The sequence below is a fragment of the Pradoshia eiseniae genome (assembly GCF_002946355.1).
GTDB lineage: Bacteria > Bacillota > Bacilli > Bacillales > Pradoshiaceae > Pradoshia > Pradoshia eiseniae.
The window spans coordinates 64,189-84,536 of record NZ_PKOZ01000004.1 but is presented as its reverse complement, the minus strand read 5'-3'; the positions used below and the strand labels follow the sequence as shown (position 1 = coordinate 84,536).

The 20,348-nt window shown below is 42.6% G+C and carries 21 protein-coding genes; 15 read left to right on the top strand and 6 right to left on the bottom strand.

Annotation, left to right across the window (positions count from 1 at the left end):
- The first annotated feature begins 206 nt into the window (after positions 1-206).
- The 4 genes from mecA to pepF all read left to right on the top strand — a co-directional run bounded on the left by mecA (position 207) and on the right by pepF (position 5,594).
- Positions 207-866, top strand: coding sequence for an adaptor protein MecA (gene mecA / locus CYL18_RS08985; RefSeq protein ID WP_104849165.1), 660 nt, complete (start codon positions 207-209; stop codon positions 864-866).
- Positions 867-993: 127 nt separating this feature from the next.
- Entirely contained in the window at positions 994-2,502 is a 1,509-nt protein-coding gene (gene cls / locus CYL18_RS08980; RefSeq protein ID WP_104849164.1) for a cardiolipin synthase, read from the top strand.
- A gap of 76 nt (positions 2,503-2,578) precedes the next feature.
- A complete protein-coding gene (locus CYL18_RS08975; protein WP_104849163.1) occupies positions 2,579-3,751 on the top strand; it encodes a competence protein CoiA in 1,173 nt (390 codons plus the stop codon).
- 31 nt (positions 3,752-3,782) lie between these two features.
- The gene (pepF, locus tag CYL18_RS08970) at positions 3,783-5,594 is read left to right on the top strand and encodes an oligoendopeptidase F (protein ID WP_104849162.1); all 1,812 of its coding nucleotides are present in this window, start codon (positions 3,783-3,785) and stop codon (positions 5,592-5,594) included.
- A 42-nt stretch (positions 5,595-5,636) separates the two neighbouring features.
- Here the strand turns inward: pepF and CYL18_RS19380 are convergent, their stop codons facing one another.
- From CYL18_RS19380 to CYL18_RS08945, 5 genes are all read right to left on the bottom strand, one after another.
- Positions 5,637-5,810, bottom strand: a complete 174-nt coding sequence (locus CYL18_RS19380; RefSeq protein WP_201741262.1) for a hypothetical protein — start codon at positions 5,808-5,810, stop codon at positions 5,637-5,639.
- Between the two features lie 312 nt (positions 5,811-6,122).
- Positions 6,123-6,968, bottom strand: coding sequence for a DsbA family protein (locus CYL18_RS08960; protein ID WP_104849160.1), 846 nt, complete (start codon positions 6,966-6,968; stop codon positions 6,123-6,125).
- Entirely contained in the window at positions 6,955-7,368 is a 414-nt protein-coding gene (locus CYL18_RS08955; protein ID WP_104849159.1) for a globin domain-containing protein, read from the bottom strand. The genes CYL18_RS08960 and CYL18_RS08955 overlap by 14 nt, the downstream gene beginning before the upstream one ends.
- A gap of 135 nt (positions 7,369-7,503) precedes the next feature.
- Positions 7,504-8,154 carry a lytic transglycosylase domain-containing protein gene (locus CYL18_RS19665; RefSeq protein WP_104849158.1) on the bottom strand — a complete coding sequence of 217 codons (651 nt, stop codon included), beginning with the start codon at positions 8,152-8,154 and terminating at the stop codon, positions 7,504-7,506.
- A gap of 13 nt (positions 8,155-8,167) precedes the next feature.
- Entirely contained in the window at positions 8,168-8,758 is a 591-nt protein-coding gene (locus tag CYL18_RS08945) for a CYTH domain-containing protein (protein WP_104849157.1), read from the bottom strand.
- Between the two features lie 271 nt (positions 8,759-9,029).
- Here CYL18_RS08945 and CYL18_RS08940 point away from each other — a divergent pair, with 271 nt between their 5' ends.
- The 3 genes from CYL18_RS08940 to CYL18_RS08930 all read left to right on the top strand — a co-directional run bounded on the left by CYL18_RS08940 (position 9,030) and on the right by CYL18_RS08930 (position 11,435).
- Positions 9,030-9,659, top strand: coding sequence for a GTP pyrophosphokinase (locus CYL18_RS08940; RefSeq protein WP_104849156.1), 630 nt, complete (start codon positions 9,030-9,032; stop codon positions 9,657-9,659).
- 15 nt (positions 9,660-9,674) lie between these two features.
- Positions 9,675-10,469 (top strand): NAD kinase, encoded by a 795-nt coding sequence (locus tag CYL18_RS08935; RefSeq protein WP_104849155.1) that lies wholly within the window; start codon positions 9,675-9,677, stop codon positions 10,467-10,469.
- A gap of 75 nt (positions 10,470-10,544) precedes the next feature.
- Positions 10,545-11,435: an RluA family pseudouridine synthase gene (locus CYL18_RS08930; protein WP_104849154.1), complete on the top strand. Its 891-nt coding sequence runs from the start codon at positions 10,545-10,547 to the stop codon at positions 11,433-11,435.
- A gap of 41 nt (positions 11,436-11,476) precedes the next feature.
- Here CYL18_RS08930 and prpE read toward each other — a convergent pair whose 3' ends face one another.
- Positions 11,477-12,217: a bis(5'-nucleosyl)-tetraphosphatase PrpE gene (gene prpE / locus CYL18_RS08925; protein WP_104849153.1), complete on the bottom strand. Its 741-nt coding sequence runs from the start codon at positions 12,215-12,217 to the stop codon at positions 11,477-11,479.
- A gap of 290 nt (positions 12,218-12,507) precedes the next feature.
- Between prpE and fabI the strand changes: the two genes are divergently transcribed.
- The 8 genes from fabI to CYL18_RS08885 all read left to right on the top strand — a co-directional run bounded on the left by fabI (position 12,508) and on the right by CYL18_RS08885 (position 20,320).
- The gene (gene fabI, locus CYL18_RS08920; protein ID WP_104849152.1) at positions 12,508-13,287 is read left to right on the top strand and encodes an enoyl-ACP reductase FabI; all 780 of its coding nucleotides are present in this window, start codon (positions 12,508-12,510) and stop codon (positions 13,285-13,287) included.
- A 193-nt stretch (positions 13,288-13,480) separates the two neighbouring features.
- Positions 13,481-13,699, top strand: a complete 219-nt coding sequence (locus CYL18_RS19105; protein ID WP_146102839.1) for a hypothetical protein — start codon at positions 13,481-13,483, stop codon at positions 13,697-13,699.
- A 362-nt stretch (positions 13,700-14,061) separates the two neighbouring features.
- Positions 14,062-15,084 (top strand): ABC transporter ATP-binding protein, encoded by a 1,023-nt coding sequence (locus tag CYL18_RS08910; RefSeq protein ID WP_104849150.1) that lies wholly within the window; start codon positions 14,062-14,064, stop codon positions 15,082-15,084.
- On the top strand, positions 15,059-16,060 hold the full coding sequence (locus tag CYL18_RS08905; RefSeq protein WP_104849149.1) for an ABC transporter ATP-binding protein: 1,002 nt from the start codon (positions 15,059-15,061) through the stop codon (positions 16,058-16,060). Before CYL18_RS08910 ends, CYL18_RS08905 begins: the two co-directional genes overlap by 26 nt.
- Before the next feature lie 14 nt (positions 16,061-16,074).
- Positions 16,075-17,682, top strand: a complete 1,608-nt coding sequence (locus tag CYL18_RS08900) for an ABC transporter substrate-binding protein (protein WP_104849148.1) — start codon at positions 16,075-16,077, stop codon at positions 17,680-17,682.
- Positions 17,683-17,759: 77 nt separating this feature from the next.
- The gene (locus tag CYL18_RS08895) at positions 17,760-18,767 is read left to right on the top strand and encodes an ABC transporter permease (RefSeq protein ID WP_104849147.1); all 1,008 of its coding nucleotides are present in this window, start codon (positions 17,760-17,762) and stop codon (positions 18,765-18,767) included.
- 16 nt (positions 18,768-18,783) lie between these two features.
- A complete protein-coding gene (locus CYL18_RS08890; RefSeq protein WP_104849146.1) occupies positions 18,784-19,674 on the top strand; it encodes an ABC transporter permease in 891 nt (296 codons plus the stop codon).
- A 130-nt stretch (positions 19,675-19,804) separates the two neighbouring features.
- Positions 19,805-20,320, top strand: a complete 516-nt coding sequence (locus CYL18_RS08885; protein ID WP_104849145.1) for a CotO family spore coat protein — start codon at positions 19,805-19,807, stop codon at positions 20,318-20,320.
- Positions 20,321-20,348 lie beyond the last annotated feature (28 nt).

Below are 20,348 nucleotides of genomic sequence, written 5' to 3'. Positions count from 1 at the left end.
ATTTAAATGGGCGTTTTGTTTATTTTCATAAATATAGGTTATTTTGTTTCCCTCTGCCATATATTTATCATAAAATATAACTAGGATCACACTTGACGAAAGGTTCATCCATGATTAACATTTTTTAAAACAGGGAAAAGATATAACAACCTAGTTTGGGGGTAATCCCTTCAATTGACCTCAAACCAGAAGGGAGAGAGTGAATCATGGAAATCGAGCGTATTAATGAAAACACTGTGAAATTCTATATTTCATACGGAGACATAGAGAAGCGCGGTTTTGATCGTGAAGAAATCTGGTATAACAGAGACCGCAGTGAAGAACTATTCTGGGAAATGATGGATGAAGTGCATGAGGAAGAGGATTTTACAGTAGAAGGACCACTTTGGATTCAAATCCAAGCACTTGAAAAAGGATTAGAAGTGTTGGTTACGCGTGCTCAACTCTCCAAGGACGGCCAAAAGTTCGACTTACCGATTGATGATTCTGCCAACTCAGTTGATTTGAAGATTGAATCAATGCTGAATGAACATTTTCAATCGGAGCAATCAATGGATGAACAAGCTGTGGAAGACGAGGCGCTTCAATTTGTGCTTGTGTTCCAAGACTTTGAGGATATAGTGGCACTCAGCAAAACAAACGGAGTCAATGGAGTTATCACGAAGCTATACTCCTTTGAGAATAAATACTATCTTTATGTTGAATTCCCAGAAGGGGAATTTGAAGAAGATAAAATAGACAATATCCTATCCATCCTTCTAGAATATTCAGATGAATCAAGGGTAACGATTCATCGAATCGAGGAATATGGTTCTGTCATCATACCAGATGATGTTTTTAATACAGTTAATCAATATTTCGCGTAAATTTTATTAGCTAGTTCCTTATAAGGGGCTAGCTTTTTATTATTCTTTAAAAGCAAAAAGGGGTCAAAAATCCGAAAAATGGGTATAGAGGAAGGTCTTATAACATTTTGGGATTTGGGTGAAATGCATGAAATACACAGTAAATATCTTTTTGTTTTTATTTACAATCTTTATTTTGACCTATTTATATAGGGAAAATATTCAAAGTGACATTGTCCAGTATATTAGTATTGGCTTAACCTTATCGGTGGTTTTTATTGGTGTCATTATTTTTATGGAAAACCGTCACCCCACACAAACTGTCGCGTGGCTCGTAGTGCTGGGAGCATTCCCGGTAATCGGATTTATATTTTATTTATTGTTCGGCCGGAATTACAGGAAGGAAAGGATGTTCAAGAAGAAATTTTTTCTTGATAAAAAAGTATATTTAGGGAGCAAAATTCAGGAGGAGGGCAGGTACCATCGTTCGAGCGAGGATGATGAATACAGTAAGCTATTGGGGCTCGCTGAAAAACTGGGGAACACTAATATCTCGCACTCAACGGAAACAGAAGTCTTAACCAATGGCAAGGAAACCTTTAGTGCGATTAAGGAAGCCTTGCGCTCAGCAGAGAATCATATTCATATGGAATACTATATTGTGCGAGGCGACGAATTAGGGAATGAGATTAAAGATATTCTAATTGAGAAAGCAAAGCAGGGCGTAAAAATCAGATTCTTATATGATGATGTAGGATCTTGGAGGCTTCCGTCTAAATTCATCGGAGAAATGAGGGCGTGGGGCATTGAGGCTGTTTCATTTGGACCAGTCAAGATTCCCTTCCTTAATAATAAATTTAATTTCCGAAACCATCGAAAAATCATTGTGGTCGATGGATATGTCGGATTTGTCGGAGGCTTAAATATTGGGAATGAATATTTAGGGAAGGATGAATCCATCGGCTTTTGGAGGGATACTCATTTACGGTTAAAGGGAGAAGGAGTCAGAGACTTACAATTAATTTTTATTCAGGATTGGTATTATATGACCAATCATAGCTTCTTGACGGATGATTACTTAATGATGAAGGAGACACCAAATGAAGTTCATGGCGGAGTCCAAGTGCTTGCAGGGGGACCTGATAATGAATGGAGCGTCATAAAAAATATCTATTTTTCCATGATTACGTCGGCAAAGGAGTCGGTATGGATAGCCTCCCCATATTTCATTCCTGATGAAGATGTTTTCTCTGCGCTAAGGGTTGCTGCTTTAAGCGGGATTGATGTTCGTTTGCTTGTACCAAGCAATCCTGACAACCGAATAGTATTCCATGCTTCAAGGTCCTATTATCCGGAATTGCTCGAGGCTGGGGTGAAAATTTACGAATACAGAGAAGGATTTATGCATTCAAAAATCATGATTGTAGATGGGAAGCTTGCCTCCATTGGCACATCCAATATGGATATGCGCAGCTTTCATTTAAATTTTGAAGTGAATGTATTCTTATACCGTACCGGCAGTGTAAAGAAGTTAGCCCAGGATTATCTGCAAGATTTGCTTGTCTCAAATGAGCTTCATATCGAAACTTTTCAGAAACGGACCTTGTTTATGCGGTTATTTGAGTCCTTATCAAGATTGCTCTCACCTTTTCTTTAATGGAGAGGGAGAAGGAATATCGGCTCCATTCTAGAATTAAAGATAGGACCTTAAATCTAGAAAGGAGCTGTGTCGCATGTTAGTTGCAGCCAATCAAGAGGGCGAGCTTATCCATTCCACCCGTGTGGCTGATCGTAAAGGAGACGAGTTTAGCTGCCCGATTTGCCGAAAAAGGGTGCTATACAAGGCCGGAAGGAAACGGATCCCCCATTTTGCCCATCAAAGGGAAGAGAATTGTCCAGGTATGGAAGAAGCAGAATCCTTTATCCATTTGGAAGGGAAAAACCTATTGCATGAATGGGCCTCTCAATGGGCAGAAAGAGCAGTGTTAGAGAGATATTATGATTCCATCTGTCAAAGGGCAGATATTGAGGCAAATGCAGAGGGAAGGGTCTTCGCAATTGAATATCAATGCTCCCCTCTATCAGCCAAGCGCCTCACCGAAAGAACCTTAGGCTATAGGAAGATTGAAGTAGAGCCGATTTGGATATTCCATTCAAACTTTCTAAAGAAAAAAGGGAACCTCCTATGGTCCTTAACGTCTTCTCTCCAATCAGCTATCCGTATATCCCCTTCAGGTTTTCCTTACCTCTTATTCTTTGATTGTCATACCCCCAATACTTTAATCATGCTCACTAATCTTATTCCCATTACAAAAGAATTATTTTTTGGTCAAGCGGAGAGCGTTACTTTCACAGGCAAATCTTTGCCGCAAATTTTAGACCAGCAGGCTAGAACAATCTTATTTATCCCTGAATGGATGAGAAAACGGGAGAGTCTGATAAGAAATGAGTGGAGGTATCAAGGAATCACTAATCCGCTTCTTCGTAGCTTCTACTCTCTAGGCATCCAAAGTAATCTGCCGAGAATGATCGGTATCCCTCTTAGAAGCTCTGTTCTATTTGGTATTCCTTCTCATCACTGGCAAGGGTATGTCATCCTGGACTTATTAGATTGTCAGGTGAAGGAAGGGGAAATCAGAGCGGATGGAATCCGTAAACGTTTTATGGATAGACTACGTAAAAGGGAAATCCTCATCAGAGATTTGCCATCCGACTCTATTTCTTTGTTCACTCCTGTCGAAGAGTTTATGAGATTTCTTGAAAAAGCGGAATATTTAATTAAAAACGGTGAAAATAGCTATATAATAAAGGAAGGGTTTCCAATAAAAACGATACGGCAGGAAGAGCTTAATCATCTGCTTGTGGATTTTTTTAAAGAGGAAAACGATGCTTTATGGCGAAACTAGATAAGGGACGTAATTGATTGGAGGGAATGAAATGGCAACAGACGTAAACCAATTGCCAGAACGCAAAGATATCGCAGTAGAAGACACCTGGAGACTTGAAGACATCTTTGCAACAGATCAAGCTTGGGAGAATGAATTTAAGGATATCCAGGACTCACTTCCTAAAGGTGAACAATACAAAGGCAAATTAGGTGAGAGCGCGGATGTATTATGGGATGCTTTGCAATTTCAAGACGGAATAACAGAAAGGCTTGGACGCCTATATACGTATTCTCATATGAGATATGACCAAGATACAGGAAACACCTTCTATCAAGGCATGGATGACCGGGCTAAAAACCTGTATTCACAAGCTTCAAGCGTTTTTTCTTATATTGTGCCTGAGATTCTCTCCATTGATGAAGAAACAATTAATCGCTTTATGGACGAGAAAGAAGAACTAAAGCTATATGAGCATGTGCTAAAAGAAATTAATTTGCAAAGGCCGCATGTATTATCCGCAGAGCAAGAAGCTCTATTGGCACAAGCGTCAGAGGTATTAAGCGCTTCATCCAATACATTCGGCATGCTGAATAATGCCGACCTCCGTTTTCCTTCCATAAAGGACGAAAATGGGAAGGAAGTCGAGCTGACACATGGAAGATACACAAGATTCCTTGAGAGTGCTGACCGTCGTGTACGTAAAGAGGCATTTGAAGCTATGTATAAGACGTACGGTCAATATAAGAATACATTTGCCAGTACGCTTGCGGGTACGGTTAAAAAGGATAATTTCTATGCAAAGGTGCGCAATTATTCCAACGCTCGGGAGGCAGCTCTATCCGCTAATAATATTCCGGAAAGTGTCTATGAGAACTTAGTTGGTGCTATTCATGATAATCTTGACTTATTGCACCGATATGTTCGTCTTAGAAAGAAAATATTAGGTGTAGAGGAACTGCATATGTATGATTTGTATACACCGCTCGTTAAGGACGTCAAAATGGAGATTCCATATGAAGATGCGAAGAATTATGTTCTAAATGGTCTGGCTCCGTTGGGAGAAGATTATGTGTCCGTTTTGAAGGAAGGCTTTGAAAATCGCTGGGTCGATGTACACGAAAACCGCGGCAAGCGGAGCGGGGCTTATTCTTCAGGGGCTTATGGCACAAACCCATATATCTTGATGAACTGGCAGGATAATGTGAACAATCTATTTACGCTTGCGCATGAGTTTGGTCATTCTGTGCACAGCTATTACACAAGGAAAAATCAGCCGTACCAATATGGAGATTATTCTATTTTTGTCGCTGAGGTAGCATCAACAACGAATGAAGCCCTGCTGAATGATTATTTACTGAAGGAAATTGATGATGAGCAGAAGAGAATCTACTTATTGAATCATTATCTTGAAGGGTTTAGGGGAACAGTTTTCCGTCAAACGATGTTTGCCGAATTTGAGCACTTGATTCATAAGATGGCTCAGGATGGTGTCGCATTGACTGCGGAAAGCTTGACGCAAACCTATTATGATCTCAATAAAAAGTATTTTGGCGAGGATATCGTTATTGATGAGGAAATTGGCCTTGAGTGGTCGAGGATTCCCCACTTCTACTACAATTACTATGTTTATCAATATGCGACAGGCTTCAGTGCCGCCGCAGCCTTGAGCAGTCAAATCCTTGAAGAAGGGCAGCCGGCTGTAGAGCGCTATCTAGGCTTCCTTGAGGCAGGATCTAGTGACTTCCCAATTGAAGTGCTCAAAAAGGCTGGTGTAGATATGACATCTCCTGAGCCTATCAAGGCAGCATGCAAGGTATTTGAGGAAAAATTAACGGAGTTGGAGCAGCTCTTGGATATATAAGCAAAAAAAGCGGCAGGGAATTTTCCCCGCCGCTTTAATGTTTCAAAATCCTTTGAAGCGCTTTTTATAACGAAGTCCATAGATGAAAACAAGGAAAGACAGGAAGAGAATGGGGGAGGATACATATAACGGGATGACATGCATAATCCCGAGCAATTGCAGAAAGAACGATACGAAAATCAGGCAAAGCAGACTGGTGACAGTGACTTTTTTCATGCGGATGACATCCCTTTTTGGATATTATTAGTAGTACTTCTACTTTTATCGTATGACATGTATATAAAATTATGAAAAGAAATAATTTTTTTGTGAATATATGAACAAAACTCTTGTCAGCTAAAAAAGTTTTTGTTATATTAGTATTGTGAAGTTGATCACTAGCAAACATTTACCCCTTTGTTTGACCGTGAAAAATTTCTCCCATCCCCTTTGTTCGTATGAAGAAGAAGACTCTGTCCGATTACAGAGTCTTCTTCTTATTTATTCAGGTTTTTTATTATTATATACGAGTAAAAGGGCTATTTTTTTTTACATGTATCTCCAGAATGTTTCTGAACGCAATGGAATATGCTCGACAGCACGCTTTAGCATTAATTTCTTCATTTCATGCTCGACCTCATGAGATTCGATTTGATAAATATAGCTTATCTCAGATGTCGTAATGACCTGAAATTCCCTAGCGCACTCTTCCAAGCTTGGCAGAGGGTTTGCTTTAGGCTGGAATCCAAGAATCTCCTCTAAAATCTGCACATAAATCTCATATGGATAAGACCCGGCAACCTTGATGCCTTCTTCCTCCATCTTTTGATTGAAGAAGACAAGAGTAGGGAGCTCCTGGACATCCATTTCCTCCGTAATCCTTAAATCACATTCCAATGCTTTTATGGCCGCCTCTGATTGTAGATCACGAATAAATTCCTCATAGTCAATGTCTGCCTTCTCAGCACAAATTAGTAAGGTGTCGAGTGAATCTACGGATTCCTGGTTCATAAAGAGTGATTCTTGTATTTTCTTGAAATAACGGTAACCTGCCTTTTTTCCTTGAAGCTCAGCTGCTTTAATGGCGATAGATGGAACGTGACCGGCGAATTCCTCTTCAATCCATAGCTTTTCACAGGAGATGCCGGATTGTAGATTTCGTGATTGCTCAGTTGAGCGAGATTTGCGTTGTTGCTTGCTAAAGACATGCTTGAGTGCAAAATAATGGCCGTATTCCAGTTTTAACCGCTTGAGAATGCGGTCGAGCATAAAGCAGGAAGAACAGGTAGGATCGATGAATACATAGATTTCCAAAGGCTTTTCAAGAGGCTTGAAGAAATGGTGCACCGTTGACCAATCGTACCAGCTGGACGAGGAGGTCTTATGATTTGTCATAAGGATCACCACTTCCAAAGGATTCTTTTGTATTAATCATATGCTGGGCAGTCATGGTCAACCGCCCAAATATATACTCTCTTATTGGATCTTCAATTTTTACTGTGTCCATAGCTTCTTCCATACATTCCAGCCAGGCTTCTGCCCGTTTTGGGGTTATCTCAAACGACATATGCCTAGCACGTAACATTGGGTGTCCATGCTCGTCTGTGTAGATGGACGGTCCTCCAAGAAACTGGGTGAGAAACTGCTTCTGTTTTCGTGCTGTTTCACTCAGGTCTTCAGGAAAAATGGGAGCAAGAAGCGGATGGGATCCCACATTACCATAAAATTCATTCACTAATTCATGTAATTTTGCTTCTCCCAATGCCTCGTATGGTGTCAGATTTACATCAGCCATACATCATTCTCCTCTATTTATAATTGTTTTAAATATAACCATAATTTTAGCAAGGGGGACCTGAATTTTCCAATATCCTGCTTTTCATACGAAGGGAAATAACAAAAAAGATGAGCTTATTAGGCTCACCCTTCTTTAAGCATAATATTGATCAAGGACTTTGCTGACGTAGTTGTTTGTCTCCTCAAATGGCGGAATACCGCCGTATTTATCTACATTCCCCGGGCCTGCGTTATAAGCGGCAAGAGCGAGTGTGACATCTCCGTCATATTTAGTGAGCATATTTCGCAAATATTTCGTTCCGCCCATAATATTTTCATGAGGGTCGAACACATCATCTACACCGAGCCAGGAGGCTGTAGCTGGCATGAGCTGCATGAGGCCGGAAGCACCAGCCATGCTGACGGCGTTAGGGTCAAAGCCGCTTTCCTGCTTGATAACTGCTCTTATTAACTTTTCCGGTACATCATAGGCAGCAGCAGCTTCACGAATGCTATTATCAAATTTTGTGCCCTTTGGTGGTTCATTAGGTATGTTAAAAGGCAATTCGCCTGTTGATTCACCCATTTGGATTCCTGAACTAAACAAGGAAGCCATTGTCCCGAGTCCAAGTGCAGGTGTGCCGATACCGGATGTGCGGAGCGCAGAAGCAGAAAGGGCATCACCGAGCATGGCTTGGAACAGTGATGTCGAATCTGTCTGTGTGTTGCCTGCTTGGTCCCCAAGAGTCGATAGGGATTGCAAGGTTTGGATTTGCAGCGCGATAGGCAGGTGACTTACCTTCATGTGAATCACTCCTCTATTTTTTCACTCTTTGCATCTCGGTGAAAAAGCGTTTGACCTTATTATCGGTTTTACGCGGTGGAATGTTTGCCTTTTTGAGCAAATTATCAAAGATTCTTTTTCCATCCTCATAATGAGATGTTTCATATTCGAGCTCATAATCTGTGATGCTGAAATAGGTACTCTTGTCAAAGACGAGCAGACCGCCTTCATATGGAATCTCTGCTCTTGCTGTCGTCAATGTACCGAAGCAGGATAAATGATTAGCTTCAATTCCCAACAAACAAATTTTATTATGAATTTCGCTTTTTGGGAGAGGGCTGCCATTGAGGATAGCTTGTGCTTCCTCTGATCCGAGCTCAATATTGGTTTCCAACAGCCCTTGTCCTGTCGGGAGCGGCTGTTTTAGAGTCATTTCATACCGTCCGTCTTTTTCACGGATACGCAGGGCGCATGCCCGGTCCTTCAGCAAAAATTCCGGTGTATCGAAATAATGATTCTTTTGAGTAATGAATTGATCCCTGCTTATATGAAAGTTTGCGAGTAAGTGTTCGAATTCCGTTGCGGTTAATAAATTCTTAAATTCAATCTCAATTTGCTCTGTCATATTCCATTCCTCCAGATGTCATTAATACTCATTACTTATTATGACTTTTTGGGAAGTTTACATCAATCTTAGAAATGAGCTATCTTCTTGTGATAAAATAGAGAGGGTAAGCAGGAATGGTTATCACAGTTCGAAACATATTAAATACATAATGTTCATAAAGCACATAAATGTAAAAACAAAACAAATAAAAAATAGAACGGATATTGATAGTACCATATCTGGCCCGCTAAGGCAGATTTTATGAAAAGTAATTCAGGTGGTGGAATCCATGAGTAGAAATTGGGATGAATTTTTGGCCCCATATAAGCAGGCTGTTGATGAATTAAAAATTAAGCTTAGGGGTATACGGTCACAATGCGATTTGGAAAACGAGCACTCTCCAATTGAGTTTGTGACTGGACGGGTGAAGCCGGTAGCAAGTATTCTAGATAAAGCATTTCACAAAAAGGTGCCCGAAGATAAATTGGAGACAGAAATCCAAGATATTGCGGGATTGCGCATCATGTGCCAGTTCGTAGATGATATTAAGCAGGTTGTTCATCTTCTTCGCCAGCGCACCGATTTTACGATTCTTGAAGAACGGGATTATATCACCAATAAGAAGGCAAGCGGGTATCGCTCCTATCACGTGGTTATAGAATATCCGGTGCAAACGATTCATGGAGAAAAGAAAATCATGGCGGAGATTCAAATCCGTACACTTGCCATGAATTTCTGGGCGACGATTGAGCATTCGCTGAATTATAAATATAACGGACAATTCCCAGAAGTATTGAAAAAGCGCCTTGAAAGTCTTGCAGAAGCTGCTTTTCATATGGATGAGGAAATGACCCGGATTAAGCTTGAAATTCAGGAAGCCCAAGCTTATGTCGTGAAAAAGAGGGGGAAAAACACTTAACGGGTGGGGATGAATATGAAGTATGCGGTCACGTCAAAAGGTGATAATAAATCAAATGAATTAATGCAACAGATAAAAGATCAGCTTGATAGCCTAGGGGTTATCTATAATGAAGATCAGCCGGATATTGTCATTTCGGTAGGCGGAGATGGAACATTATTGTATGCTTTCCATCGATATAGTTCTCGCCTTGACCGTACTGCCTTTGTCGGTGTTCATACTGGGCATCTTGGCTTTTATGCGGACTGGATACCAGAAGAGATTGAAAAGCTTGCGACCGCGATTGCGAAGACACCATATCAGACGGTTGAATATCCGCTCCTCGAAGTCACGGTTCGCTATAGTCATGGAGGCAGGGAGTCAAAATATTTGGCTTTGAATGAATCGACTGTGAAGAGCGTTGGCAGCAGTCTTGTCATGGACGTGGAAATCAGGGGAGAATCCTTTGAGCGGTTTAGAGGAGATGGGCTTTGTGTATCCACACCTTCGGGAAGCACGGCTTATAATAAAGCGTTGGGCGGAGCTATCCTCCATCCCTCCATCCCGGCGATTCAATTGACTGAAATGGCATCAATCAATAATCGGGTGTTCCGTACAATTGGGTCGCCGCTCATTTTGCCGGGACATCATACATGCATGCTCAAGCCCGTGACAAGTGATGACTTCCAAATGACAATTGACCATTTAAGCCTTCTGCATAAGGACGTAAAATCCATTCAATTCCGTGTGGCGGATGAGCGCATTCGATTTGCACGCTTTAGGCCATTCCCGTTTTGGAGAAGGGTTCGAGATTCCTTTGTGACAGATTGAAAGGCGGAAATTTTTTAGGGACCGAAAGGATTTCGGCCCTTTTTTTATAGTTAGATTAAGAAAAGGATGAGTTCAATGGCAAAGCCGTTTACATTACGTTTCAACGCAACAGAAGAAGAGAAGGGAATCCTCCTGCGCGACTTTTTTGCGCGTAAAAGGATTTCCAAGGCAGCCCTGACTGATATTAAATTTAGAGGCGGAAAGATTATAGTCAATGGGCGCGTTGAAAACGTGCGTTACAAGATTCAGCAGGACGATGAGATTGTGGTTCAATATCCGCCTGAAGCAGGCAGTGAAAAAATGAAAGGAGATCCTATACCGTTAAACATTCGCTATGAGGATGATTATGTGATGGTCATTGAGAAGCCTGCCGGGATGAGTACAATCCCTTCAAGGGAGCATCCAACCAAAAGCCTCGCTAATGCGATCGTTCATTATTACGAGGAAATTGGCCATCAAGCGGCGGTTCATATTGTAACAAGGCTAGACCGAGATACATCGGGGTTAGTGCTGATAGCCAAGCATAGGCATATCCATCATTTGTTCAGCCTTTCACAGCGAGAGAAGAGTGTCAGCAGGGAATATCTCGCATTGGTCGAAGGGCATATCGCTCCTCTTGAAGGGAGTGTTGATAGACCGATTGGCAGGATGGGAGATAGCATCATTAAACGGGAAGTACGATCTGATGGCCAGTCAGCTTTAACCTTCTACAAAACAATCAAGCAATTCCCCTCTTATTCATTTGTGCGCTTGAAGCTTATGACAGGACGCACCCATCAAATAAGGGTTCATATGTCAGACCTAGGTCATCCGCTGCTTGGGGATGATTTATATGGCGGTTCGAGGGCTTTGATTGCAAGGCAGGCACTTCATTGCGGATTTTTGAACTTCCATCATCCGATTACGGGTAAGCATATGCGGTTTGAGAGTCCACTGTCAGCTGATATGCAGAAGTTGGTTAACTGAACAAGAAAGGGATGAATGGTGTAAGCCATTCATCCCTTGTTTCACTCACTGTATGTATGGAACTTTTCAGGAACGAAGGGCATTGAAGAGTCCACCTGAAAAAAGACCTTTTTGGGATAGCGAAAACCGGTTAGTTTACCCCCAAATACAGCTCCTGTATCAATATTATACGTATTGTTCTTGATTCTAGGCTCCAAAACGGGAGTGTGACCATACACAATCAATGGATCTCCTTTATGCCAAAGGGCCCAATCAAGCCGTTCCGGACGGCCATCCGGCAGGGCTTTGCCTGTAATATCTCCATAAAGAACAAAAGTTCGAACTTTCTTATTATTCAATCCAATGAGCTCTTTTTTGATGCCGGCATGAGCAACGACCAAATTTCCGCCGTCAAGGACGAGATAAAGAGGGGATTCCTCATAAAGCTGCATGAATCGCTGGCGAACTCTCTTTCGCACTTTCGGATTTAAGGCCTCCAATTCAGCAACAGTTGTCTCTAGGCCGTGTGTGGCATGTACTTTATTTCCAAGGAAATAGCGATATAATTTATTGCAATGGTTTCCAGGCACATAAAGAGCCATTTTCTTCTCGATAACAAGTTTCCATACAAATTCTATCATCTCAACGGATTTTGGACCTCTATCTGTAATGTCGCCAAGGAAAACGGGGATATATCCTTCAGGATGAAGGGGAGTGCCATCTTTCATCTGATAGCCCATTTTCTCGAGCAGCTGCAAGCATTCATCATAACAGCCATGTACATCACCAATACAATCATACATTACATAACCCTCCCTTCCATTTCACTTATTCTTTCCGATGATTGCCGCTTTTATGGCAATTGATTCATATAGAAACATTATATCGTTCAAACAGCTTGAAATAAAATTCAGCGACTTCGAGGTGTCCGAGGATTCTGTGTTTGGCGGGGAAGCCATTTCACTCTTGATTAGTTATTGAACAAATCTATATCGGTTAAATTTGGTAAATAGACTTTACATAATGGCGGTTCTTAGTATAAATTAGTATCAGGTACTAATAATATGTATTAAATTGGGGAGGAATCCTTTTTATGAACGTTAATGTTGATAATAAGACAATCGTCGTCATGGGAGTAGCTAATAAACGCAGCATCGCATGGGGTATCGCTACAGCCCTTTACCAAGCAGGAGCCAGACTGATTTTTACATATGCCGGGGAGCGGATGGAAAAAGGCGTACGGGAATTGGTTGACGGCCTTGAGGGTGGTAAGGATACATATGTTATCCCGTGTGATGTAACTAGTGATACAGAAATTGAGAAATGCTTTGCTGACATCCGTGAAAAATACGGGAAAATTGACGGAATTGCCCACTGCATCGCTTTTGCCAACAAAGAGGAATTAAAGGGCGAGTATTTAAACACGAACAGGGAAGGCTTCCTGTTGGCTCAAAATATCAGTGCCTATTCTTTAACAGCTGTTGCAAAAGCTGCCCGAGATATGATGAATGAGGGAGGAAGCATCGTTACCCTTACGTATTTAGGCGGAGAGAGAGTTGTCCAAAATTACAATGTCATGGGAGTAGCCAAAGCGAGCCTAGAAGCGAGCGTTAAATATTTGGCTAATGATCTTGGACCATCCGGTATCCGAGTAAATTCCATTTCAGCAGGAGCCATTCGAACGCTCTCAGCTAAAGGGGTCGGTGATTTCAACGCCATCCGGAAAGTATTTGAGGAAAGAGCACCACTCAGAAGACAAGTCACACAAGAAGAAGTCGGAGACACAGCCTTATTCCTCTTCAGCCCTTTATCGAGAGGGATTACTGGTGAAAATATTCATGTAGACTCAGGATTCCATATTTTGAGTCTGTAAATAGAATTGATTGATTTAAGAGGAGCGGAGAAAGCTTCTCTTTTTTTATTGGGATGGATTGGGCTGGGGGATACGAGCCAGGTATGGCCCACCCTATGCCCAGGCAATGGGTGGTAAGGGTGGTCAAAAGGTGGGCGAAGGATGGGACAAGCCAGGCAATCCCCACCCTATGCCCAGGCAATGGGGGTGAAGGGTGGTCAAAAGGTGGGCGAAGGATGGGAATCGTCAGGCAATGCCCACCCAATGCCCAGGCAATGGGGGTGAAGGGTGGGCAAAGGATGGGCGAAGGATGGGAATCGTCAGGCAATGCCCACCCAATGCCCAGGCAATGGGGGTGAAGGGTGGACAAAGGGTGGGGGAAGGATGGGAATCGTCAGGCAATCCCCACCCAATGCCCAGGCAATGGGGGTAAAAGGTGGGGGAAGGATGGGAAAAGCCAAGCAGTTCCCACCCTTCCCCCATGCTCCACAGACGAAACTAAATCAAAAGCCATGCAAAGAGCTACTGACCAAAATATTAAACTCCGCCCATTCTACTATCACTTAAATAACATTTCGCTCCTATTTATATGCATTAACTCTTTCATTTTCCCATAGAAATAGACAAATCGGCAGATTACTTTATAGAGGATATAAATAAGAAAAAATGTACAAACAAGGAAAAAATATTAAATAAATTGTAGTCAATTTCCAAAACCTGTGACATAATAAATCATAATATTTTAATAATTTATATAACTCAAATAATAATACATATTGTGCAGGAGGGAATTGTTTGGGGAACTCTGTAGTCTTAGATGTACAAGATTTGACAATCTCCTTTCGGGCAGACGGGAAAGAAGTCCCGGCTGTTGAGAATGTTAATTTTCAGCTAAATAAGGGGGAAATCCTTGGAATCGTTGGAGAATCAGGCAGCGGTAAGAGCTTGACTTCATTATCAATCATGGGTCTATTGCCTAAGCCGCCGGCTATCGTTGATCCTGCTTCTTCAGTCATATTTAATGGCGAAAATTTGCTTGAATTGTCGGATACGAAGATGAGGAAGATTCGGGGCAATCAAATTTCGATGATATTTCAGGAACCGATGACGTCTTTAAATCCATTGTTTACGGTTGGGCAGCAGATGACGGAAGCATATAGGCTCCACCATGAAACGAATAAGAAAAAAGCCTTTGCTGAATGTGTGGCCATGCTGAAGCTGGTTGGCTTGCCTAGGGCAGAGAGCATGATGAAGAATTATCCGCACGAGCTTTCAGGCGGTATGAGGCAAAGGGTCATGATTGCCATGTCCATGGTTTGCCAGCCAAATATATTAATTGCGGATGAGCCGACGACGGCCCTTGATGTGACGATACAAGCACAAATTTTAAAATTGATGAAGGATTTGAATGAGAAGACAGATACATCGATTATTCTTATTACCCATGACCTTGGGGTAGTTGCTGAGGTATGTGACCGGGTGCTTGTTATGTATGCCGGCAAAATTGTAGAGAAGGGCAGTGTCCGCGATATTTTCAAGAACCCTAAGCATCCATATACAAAGGGGCTGCTTAAGTCTGTTCCGGATATTCGCCAAAAGGACAGCAAGCTGTATTCGATACCGGGAAATGTGCCAAAACCAGGAACGATTGATAATGGCTGTGTCTTTGCACCGCGCTGTGAATATGCCATCCCCGCATGCGGTACCGTATCCCCGGCATTACAAAAAGTCTCGTCTGAAGGCCAGATGGTGAGATGCCTGCTATATCAAGGAGAGGGAGGGGAAGCTGCACATGGCGGAGCAGTTGTTAAAGGTTAACGGCTTAAAGAAGTATTTCCCGATAAATGGAGGAATTCTCGGCCGCAAGCAAGGAGAAGTTAAGGCGGTTGATGATGTTTCCTTTTACGTAAGAAAGGGAGAAACGCTTGGGATTGTGGGTGAGAGCGGATGCGGTAAATCGACGACCGGGCGCCTGCTCATGAGACTGATTGATCCAACTGATGGAAGCATCGTCTTTGAGGACAAGGAAATCATGAAAATGTCGAAAAGTGAGTTAAAGGCAGTGCGGCGTGATATCCAAATGGTATTTCAGGATCCGTATGCTTCCTTAAATCCCCGCCATACTGTAAAGAAAATCTTAGAAGAACCGCTGATTGTTCATGGCGTAGGCAATAAAGAAGAGAGAAGAAAGCGCATCCGGGAAATGATGGATGTTGTTGGGCTAAGTACATATCATTTGGACCGTTATCCTCATCAATTCAGCGGCGGGCAGCGTCAAAGAATCGGAATAGCGCGCGCCTTGATGACGAAACCGAAATTAATTATTGCCGATGAGCCAGTTTCGGCGTTAGACGTATCTATTCAAGCTCAGGTATTAAATCTGCTTAAGGATATCCAGACTGAATTCGGTCTGACCTATATATTTATCGCACATGATCTTGGGGTTGTCCGGCATATTAGTGATCGAGTCGGAGTCATGTATTTAGGGAAATTGGTTGAAATGGCGAATAGTGAAGAGTTATATACGAATCCGCTTCACCCGTATACTAAGGCTCTTTTAGCGTCCGTCCCGATACCAGACCCGGATATTAAAAGAGAGAGGATAGAACTTACGGGCGATATACCAAGTGCATCAAACCCGCCTAGCGGATGCCCATTTCACACCCGCTGCGCCTATGCGATGGATGCCTGCAAGTCTGTCATTCCTGTCTATCAGGAAATAGAGAGAGGTCATTATGCTGCATGCCATCTATATGATGATGCCATCAGCAATGATAATAAAATGATAAAATAGGGGGTTCGCATTTAATGAAAAAGAAGTTATTGCTAGCCATGGTAAGCATTATGATTGCCAGTGTGTTCCTTGCCGCCTGTTCGGGCAATGAGGAAACAGGAGGATCAAGTGAAAACGGCGAAAGCGGCAGTAAGAAAGATTCGCTCGTATATGGCCGTGGAGGGGATTCGACATCTCTTGACCCGATAACGACAACTGAAGGGGAATCTTATAAAGTAACAATCAATATTTTTGAAACGTTATTGACTTATGGAGAGCAGGATACAACTCTGCATCCTGGGCTTGCCGAGAAATGGGAAGCTTCTGAAGATGGTTTGACTTACACGCTCAAGCTTCGTGAAGACGTTAAGTTCCATGATGGCACTGATTTCAATGCTGAGGCGGTAGTCTTTAACTTTGAGCGTTGGATGAACGGTAATGATGAGCAGTTCCCTTACTACTCCATGTTTGGTGGTTATAAAGGGGATGAAGGTCATGTAATCAAAGAAGTGAAAGCAGAGGATGAATACACAGTTGTGTTCACATTGAATCGACCGCAAGCGCCATTCTTGAAAAACCTGGCGATGAGCTGCTTTGGAATTGCAAGCCCTACAGCACTTAAGGAACAAGGCGATGACAATTTCAGCAAAAACCCTGTTGGAACAGGTCCATTCAAATTTGCCGAGTGGAAAGCAAATGATAGCATCGTTCTAGAGAAGAATGAAGACTATTATGTTGATGGTCAGCCAAAATTGAATCAATTAATCTTTAAGGTTATCCCTGATAACTCGGCTAGATTAAATGCCTTGTCCACTGGTGAGATTGATTTGATGGACGGCGTGAACCCGACTGACTTGGAAAAGATTAAATCGGACAGCAATCTTCAAGCCATTGAGCGTCCTTCCATGAACGTTGGCTACCTTGGCTTTAATGTGACGAAAAAACCATATGACAATGCAAAAGTACGTCAGGCTTTAAGTCATGCCGTTGACAAACAAGCGATTATTGATTCCTTCTATTCAGGCTTGGCCGTCCCGGCGAAGAACCCGATGCCTGATTCAATCGAGGGCTACAATGATGAGATCTCCGACTATGAGTATGACTTGGACAAAGCCAAGAAATTGCTTGCTGAAGCAGGCTATCCGGATGGATTCAAATCAGAGCTATGGGCGATTCCGGTAGCACGTCCATATATCCCAGAAGGCAATAAAATTGCACAGGTAATCCAAGAAAGCTGGGGCAAAATTGGCGTAGATGTGGAAATCAAAACGGTTGACTGGGCAACTTATCTTGACCAGGCGGCTGCTGGGGATTATCCGGCTTACATGCTCGGATGGACTGGTGACAATGGAGACCCGGATAACTTCCTTTACACATTGCTAGATAAGGATTCAATCGGATCCAACAACTATTCTTATTATGCTAATGATAAGCTTCATGATGTCTTGATTGAGGCACAAACAGAGGTTGATCAAGAAAAACGGAATGCATTATATAAACAAGCGCAAGAAATCATTCACGAAGATGCTCCATGGATTCCGCTCGTTCACTCTACGCCTCTATTGGCAGCAACAGCTGATGTGTCCGGCTTCGTGCCGCATCCAACAGGCTCTGACTACTTCAAAAACGTAGAGTTTAAGTAAAAGTTTATGAGGAAGGGGCACCCGATAAGCAAGATGATATTATGGGGCTGCCCCTTTCATTATGGAGGTAAAGCGACATGCTATCTTACACGATCAGGAGATTATTATCCGTAATACCGGTTTTGATTGGCATGACTATTATCGTCTTTGCGATCGTACGGGCGATACCAGGTGACCCGGCACAGGTTATCCTCGGCCAAAGGGCAACGGCAGATGCGATTGCCAGCTTGACGAAGGAGCTTGGGCTGGATCGGCCTTGGTATATTCAATATTTCGACTATCTGAAACAATTATTCTCAGGAGATCTAGGAACCTCTTTGAGAACGAAAACACCAATTATGGAAGAGGTTTGGCCCTATATTGCAGCGACGCTGGAATTGACGTTTGTCGCCATGCTGCTTGCAGTATTTATTGGCGTAAATGCCGGAATTATCAGTGCATGGTTTTCAAATTCATGGTTTGATTACTTGGCGATGGTATTGGCATTGATTGGTGTGTCAATGCCAATATTTTGGCTGGGACTGATGGAGCAATGGGCGTTCTCCATCCAATTAGGCTGGCTCCCTACCTCTGGGAGAGAGAATATCCGAGATCCAATTGACTCCATCACCAATCTCTATTTAATTGATACATTAATACAAGGGAATTTCGGTCAATTTATCACTGCCGTTAAGCATTTAATTTTGCCAAGCATTGCGTTGGCGACCATTCCGATGGCCATCATTGCCAGAATGACGCGTTCCACGATGCTTGAAGTGATGAAATCAGACTTCATCCGCACGGCTAGGGCGAAAGGGGTCAGCATGTTTTGGGTGGTGTACAAGCACTCCTTGAAAAATGCCTTTATCCCTGTCTTGACGGTTATTGGCTTGCAGACAGGCCTCCTGCTTGGAGGGGCGATTCTGACTGAGACCATTTTTGCTTGGCCAGGGATTGGAAGATATCTATATGATGCGATAAATTATCGTGATTATCCTGTCATTCAATCAGGAATCCTATTGATTGCAACGGCTTTTGTGTTTATCAATTTAATCGTCGATCTTCTCTATGCTTTAGTTGATCCGAGAATAAAATACTCCAAATAGAGGATGTGAACCTAAAGTGGCGGAGTTGGCTAGAAATACCGAATTGCAGCTTGACACTAAACCAAAATCCCCCTGGCTTGAGGCTTGGGTGATATTCAAGAGAAACCGTTTGGCGCTAGTTGGTCTCGGCATTGTCACCTTTTTCGTATTACTTGCGATATTTGCCCCCCTCATAGCTCCATATGGTATTAATGAGCAGGATTTAAGTAAACGTTTGCTGCCTCCATCAGCAGATAATTGGTTCGGAACGGATGACTTTGGAAGGGACATCCTTTCCCGAGTCATACATGGAGCAAGGATTTCACTTTGGGTTGGGTTCTTTTCCGTTCTTGGCTCAGTCATAATTGGCGCATTGCTTGGCTTAATCGCAGGATACTATGGGGGCTTGATTGATACAATTATCTCTCGGTTCTTTGATATCTTGCTCGCATTTCCGAGCATTTTGCTCGCGATTGCGATTGTGTCTATTCTAGGACCTTCTCTTCAAAATGCCTTGATTGCGATTGCGGTCATTAATATTCCGAATTTCGGTCGATTAATCCGTTCGAGGGTATTGAGTGTGAAGCAGGAGGAATACATATTGGCAGCGAATGCCATTGGTATGTCGGATGGACGAATTATCTTCCATCATGTCCTGCCTAATAGTATCACCCCAATTATCGTTCAAGGGACATTGGCGATTGCGACTGCCATTATCGAAGCGGCAGCGCTTGGTTTCCTCGGTCTTGGAGCGCAAGCACCAACCCCTGAATGGGGCAAAATGCTGGCGGATGCGAAGGGATACCTCGTCCAAGCGCCGGGAACGCTCTTTTTCCCGGGGCTTGCCATCATGTTGACTGTTCTAGGGTTTAACCTTTTGGGAGATGGTCTTAGGGATGCTCTCGATCCGAAAATGAAGCAGCAATAAAGCAGATATGTCGCCTCGTTCATGTTGTTTACATGCGAGGCGCTTTTTTGTGTGTGCACGGCGTGAAATATTCCCGGCAGTTCTCGCATATGAATGAGTAGGTAGAGTTTGCGGGTCAGGAGGGTTTAGGATGAACAAGAGGGATGAGCGGGAAGAGATGCTGCCAGTCAATGCCTGGCTTGATAAGGAACAATTAAAATTACGCATAATGGAAGAAGAAATAGTGGAGATAGATGATTTTTTTACGAATTTGGCGGAAAAGGAGATGATGGAACAAGCTAAGGACAGGAATCGGCCAGAAGCGAAGGAAGGAATGGAGCCTCCGCCAGTGCTTAGTTTCGGCTTAGATAAGAAGAAGGATGAAGATATAGAATTACTGGATGCGGACCAAGCCGCCTCTTCCTATAATGGGACAAAGCGAAAGAAACTTGAAGATATGACGAAGGAGCAATTGGTTCGTTATTTAGCTCAAATTCCTTCCTTGATGCCTCGTCCAATCTGTGATTTTTTAATTGATGAGAAGAAATTAAGAGGAACAGTTGAAAAGGTAAAGGGAGAATTTGTTTATATTAAGGTTGCTTTCGGAAAGAAGTGGATCAAGCACCCAATCAGACAAATTAAAGGCATTAAAATCATTCGTTTTTAAGGATGGATAAGTCAAATAATTCGGATAG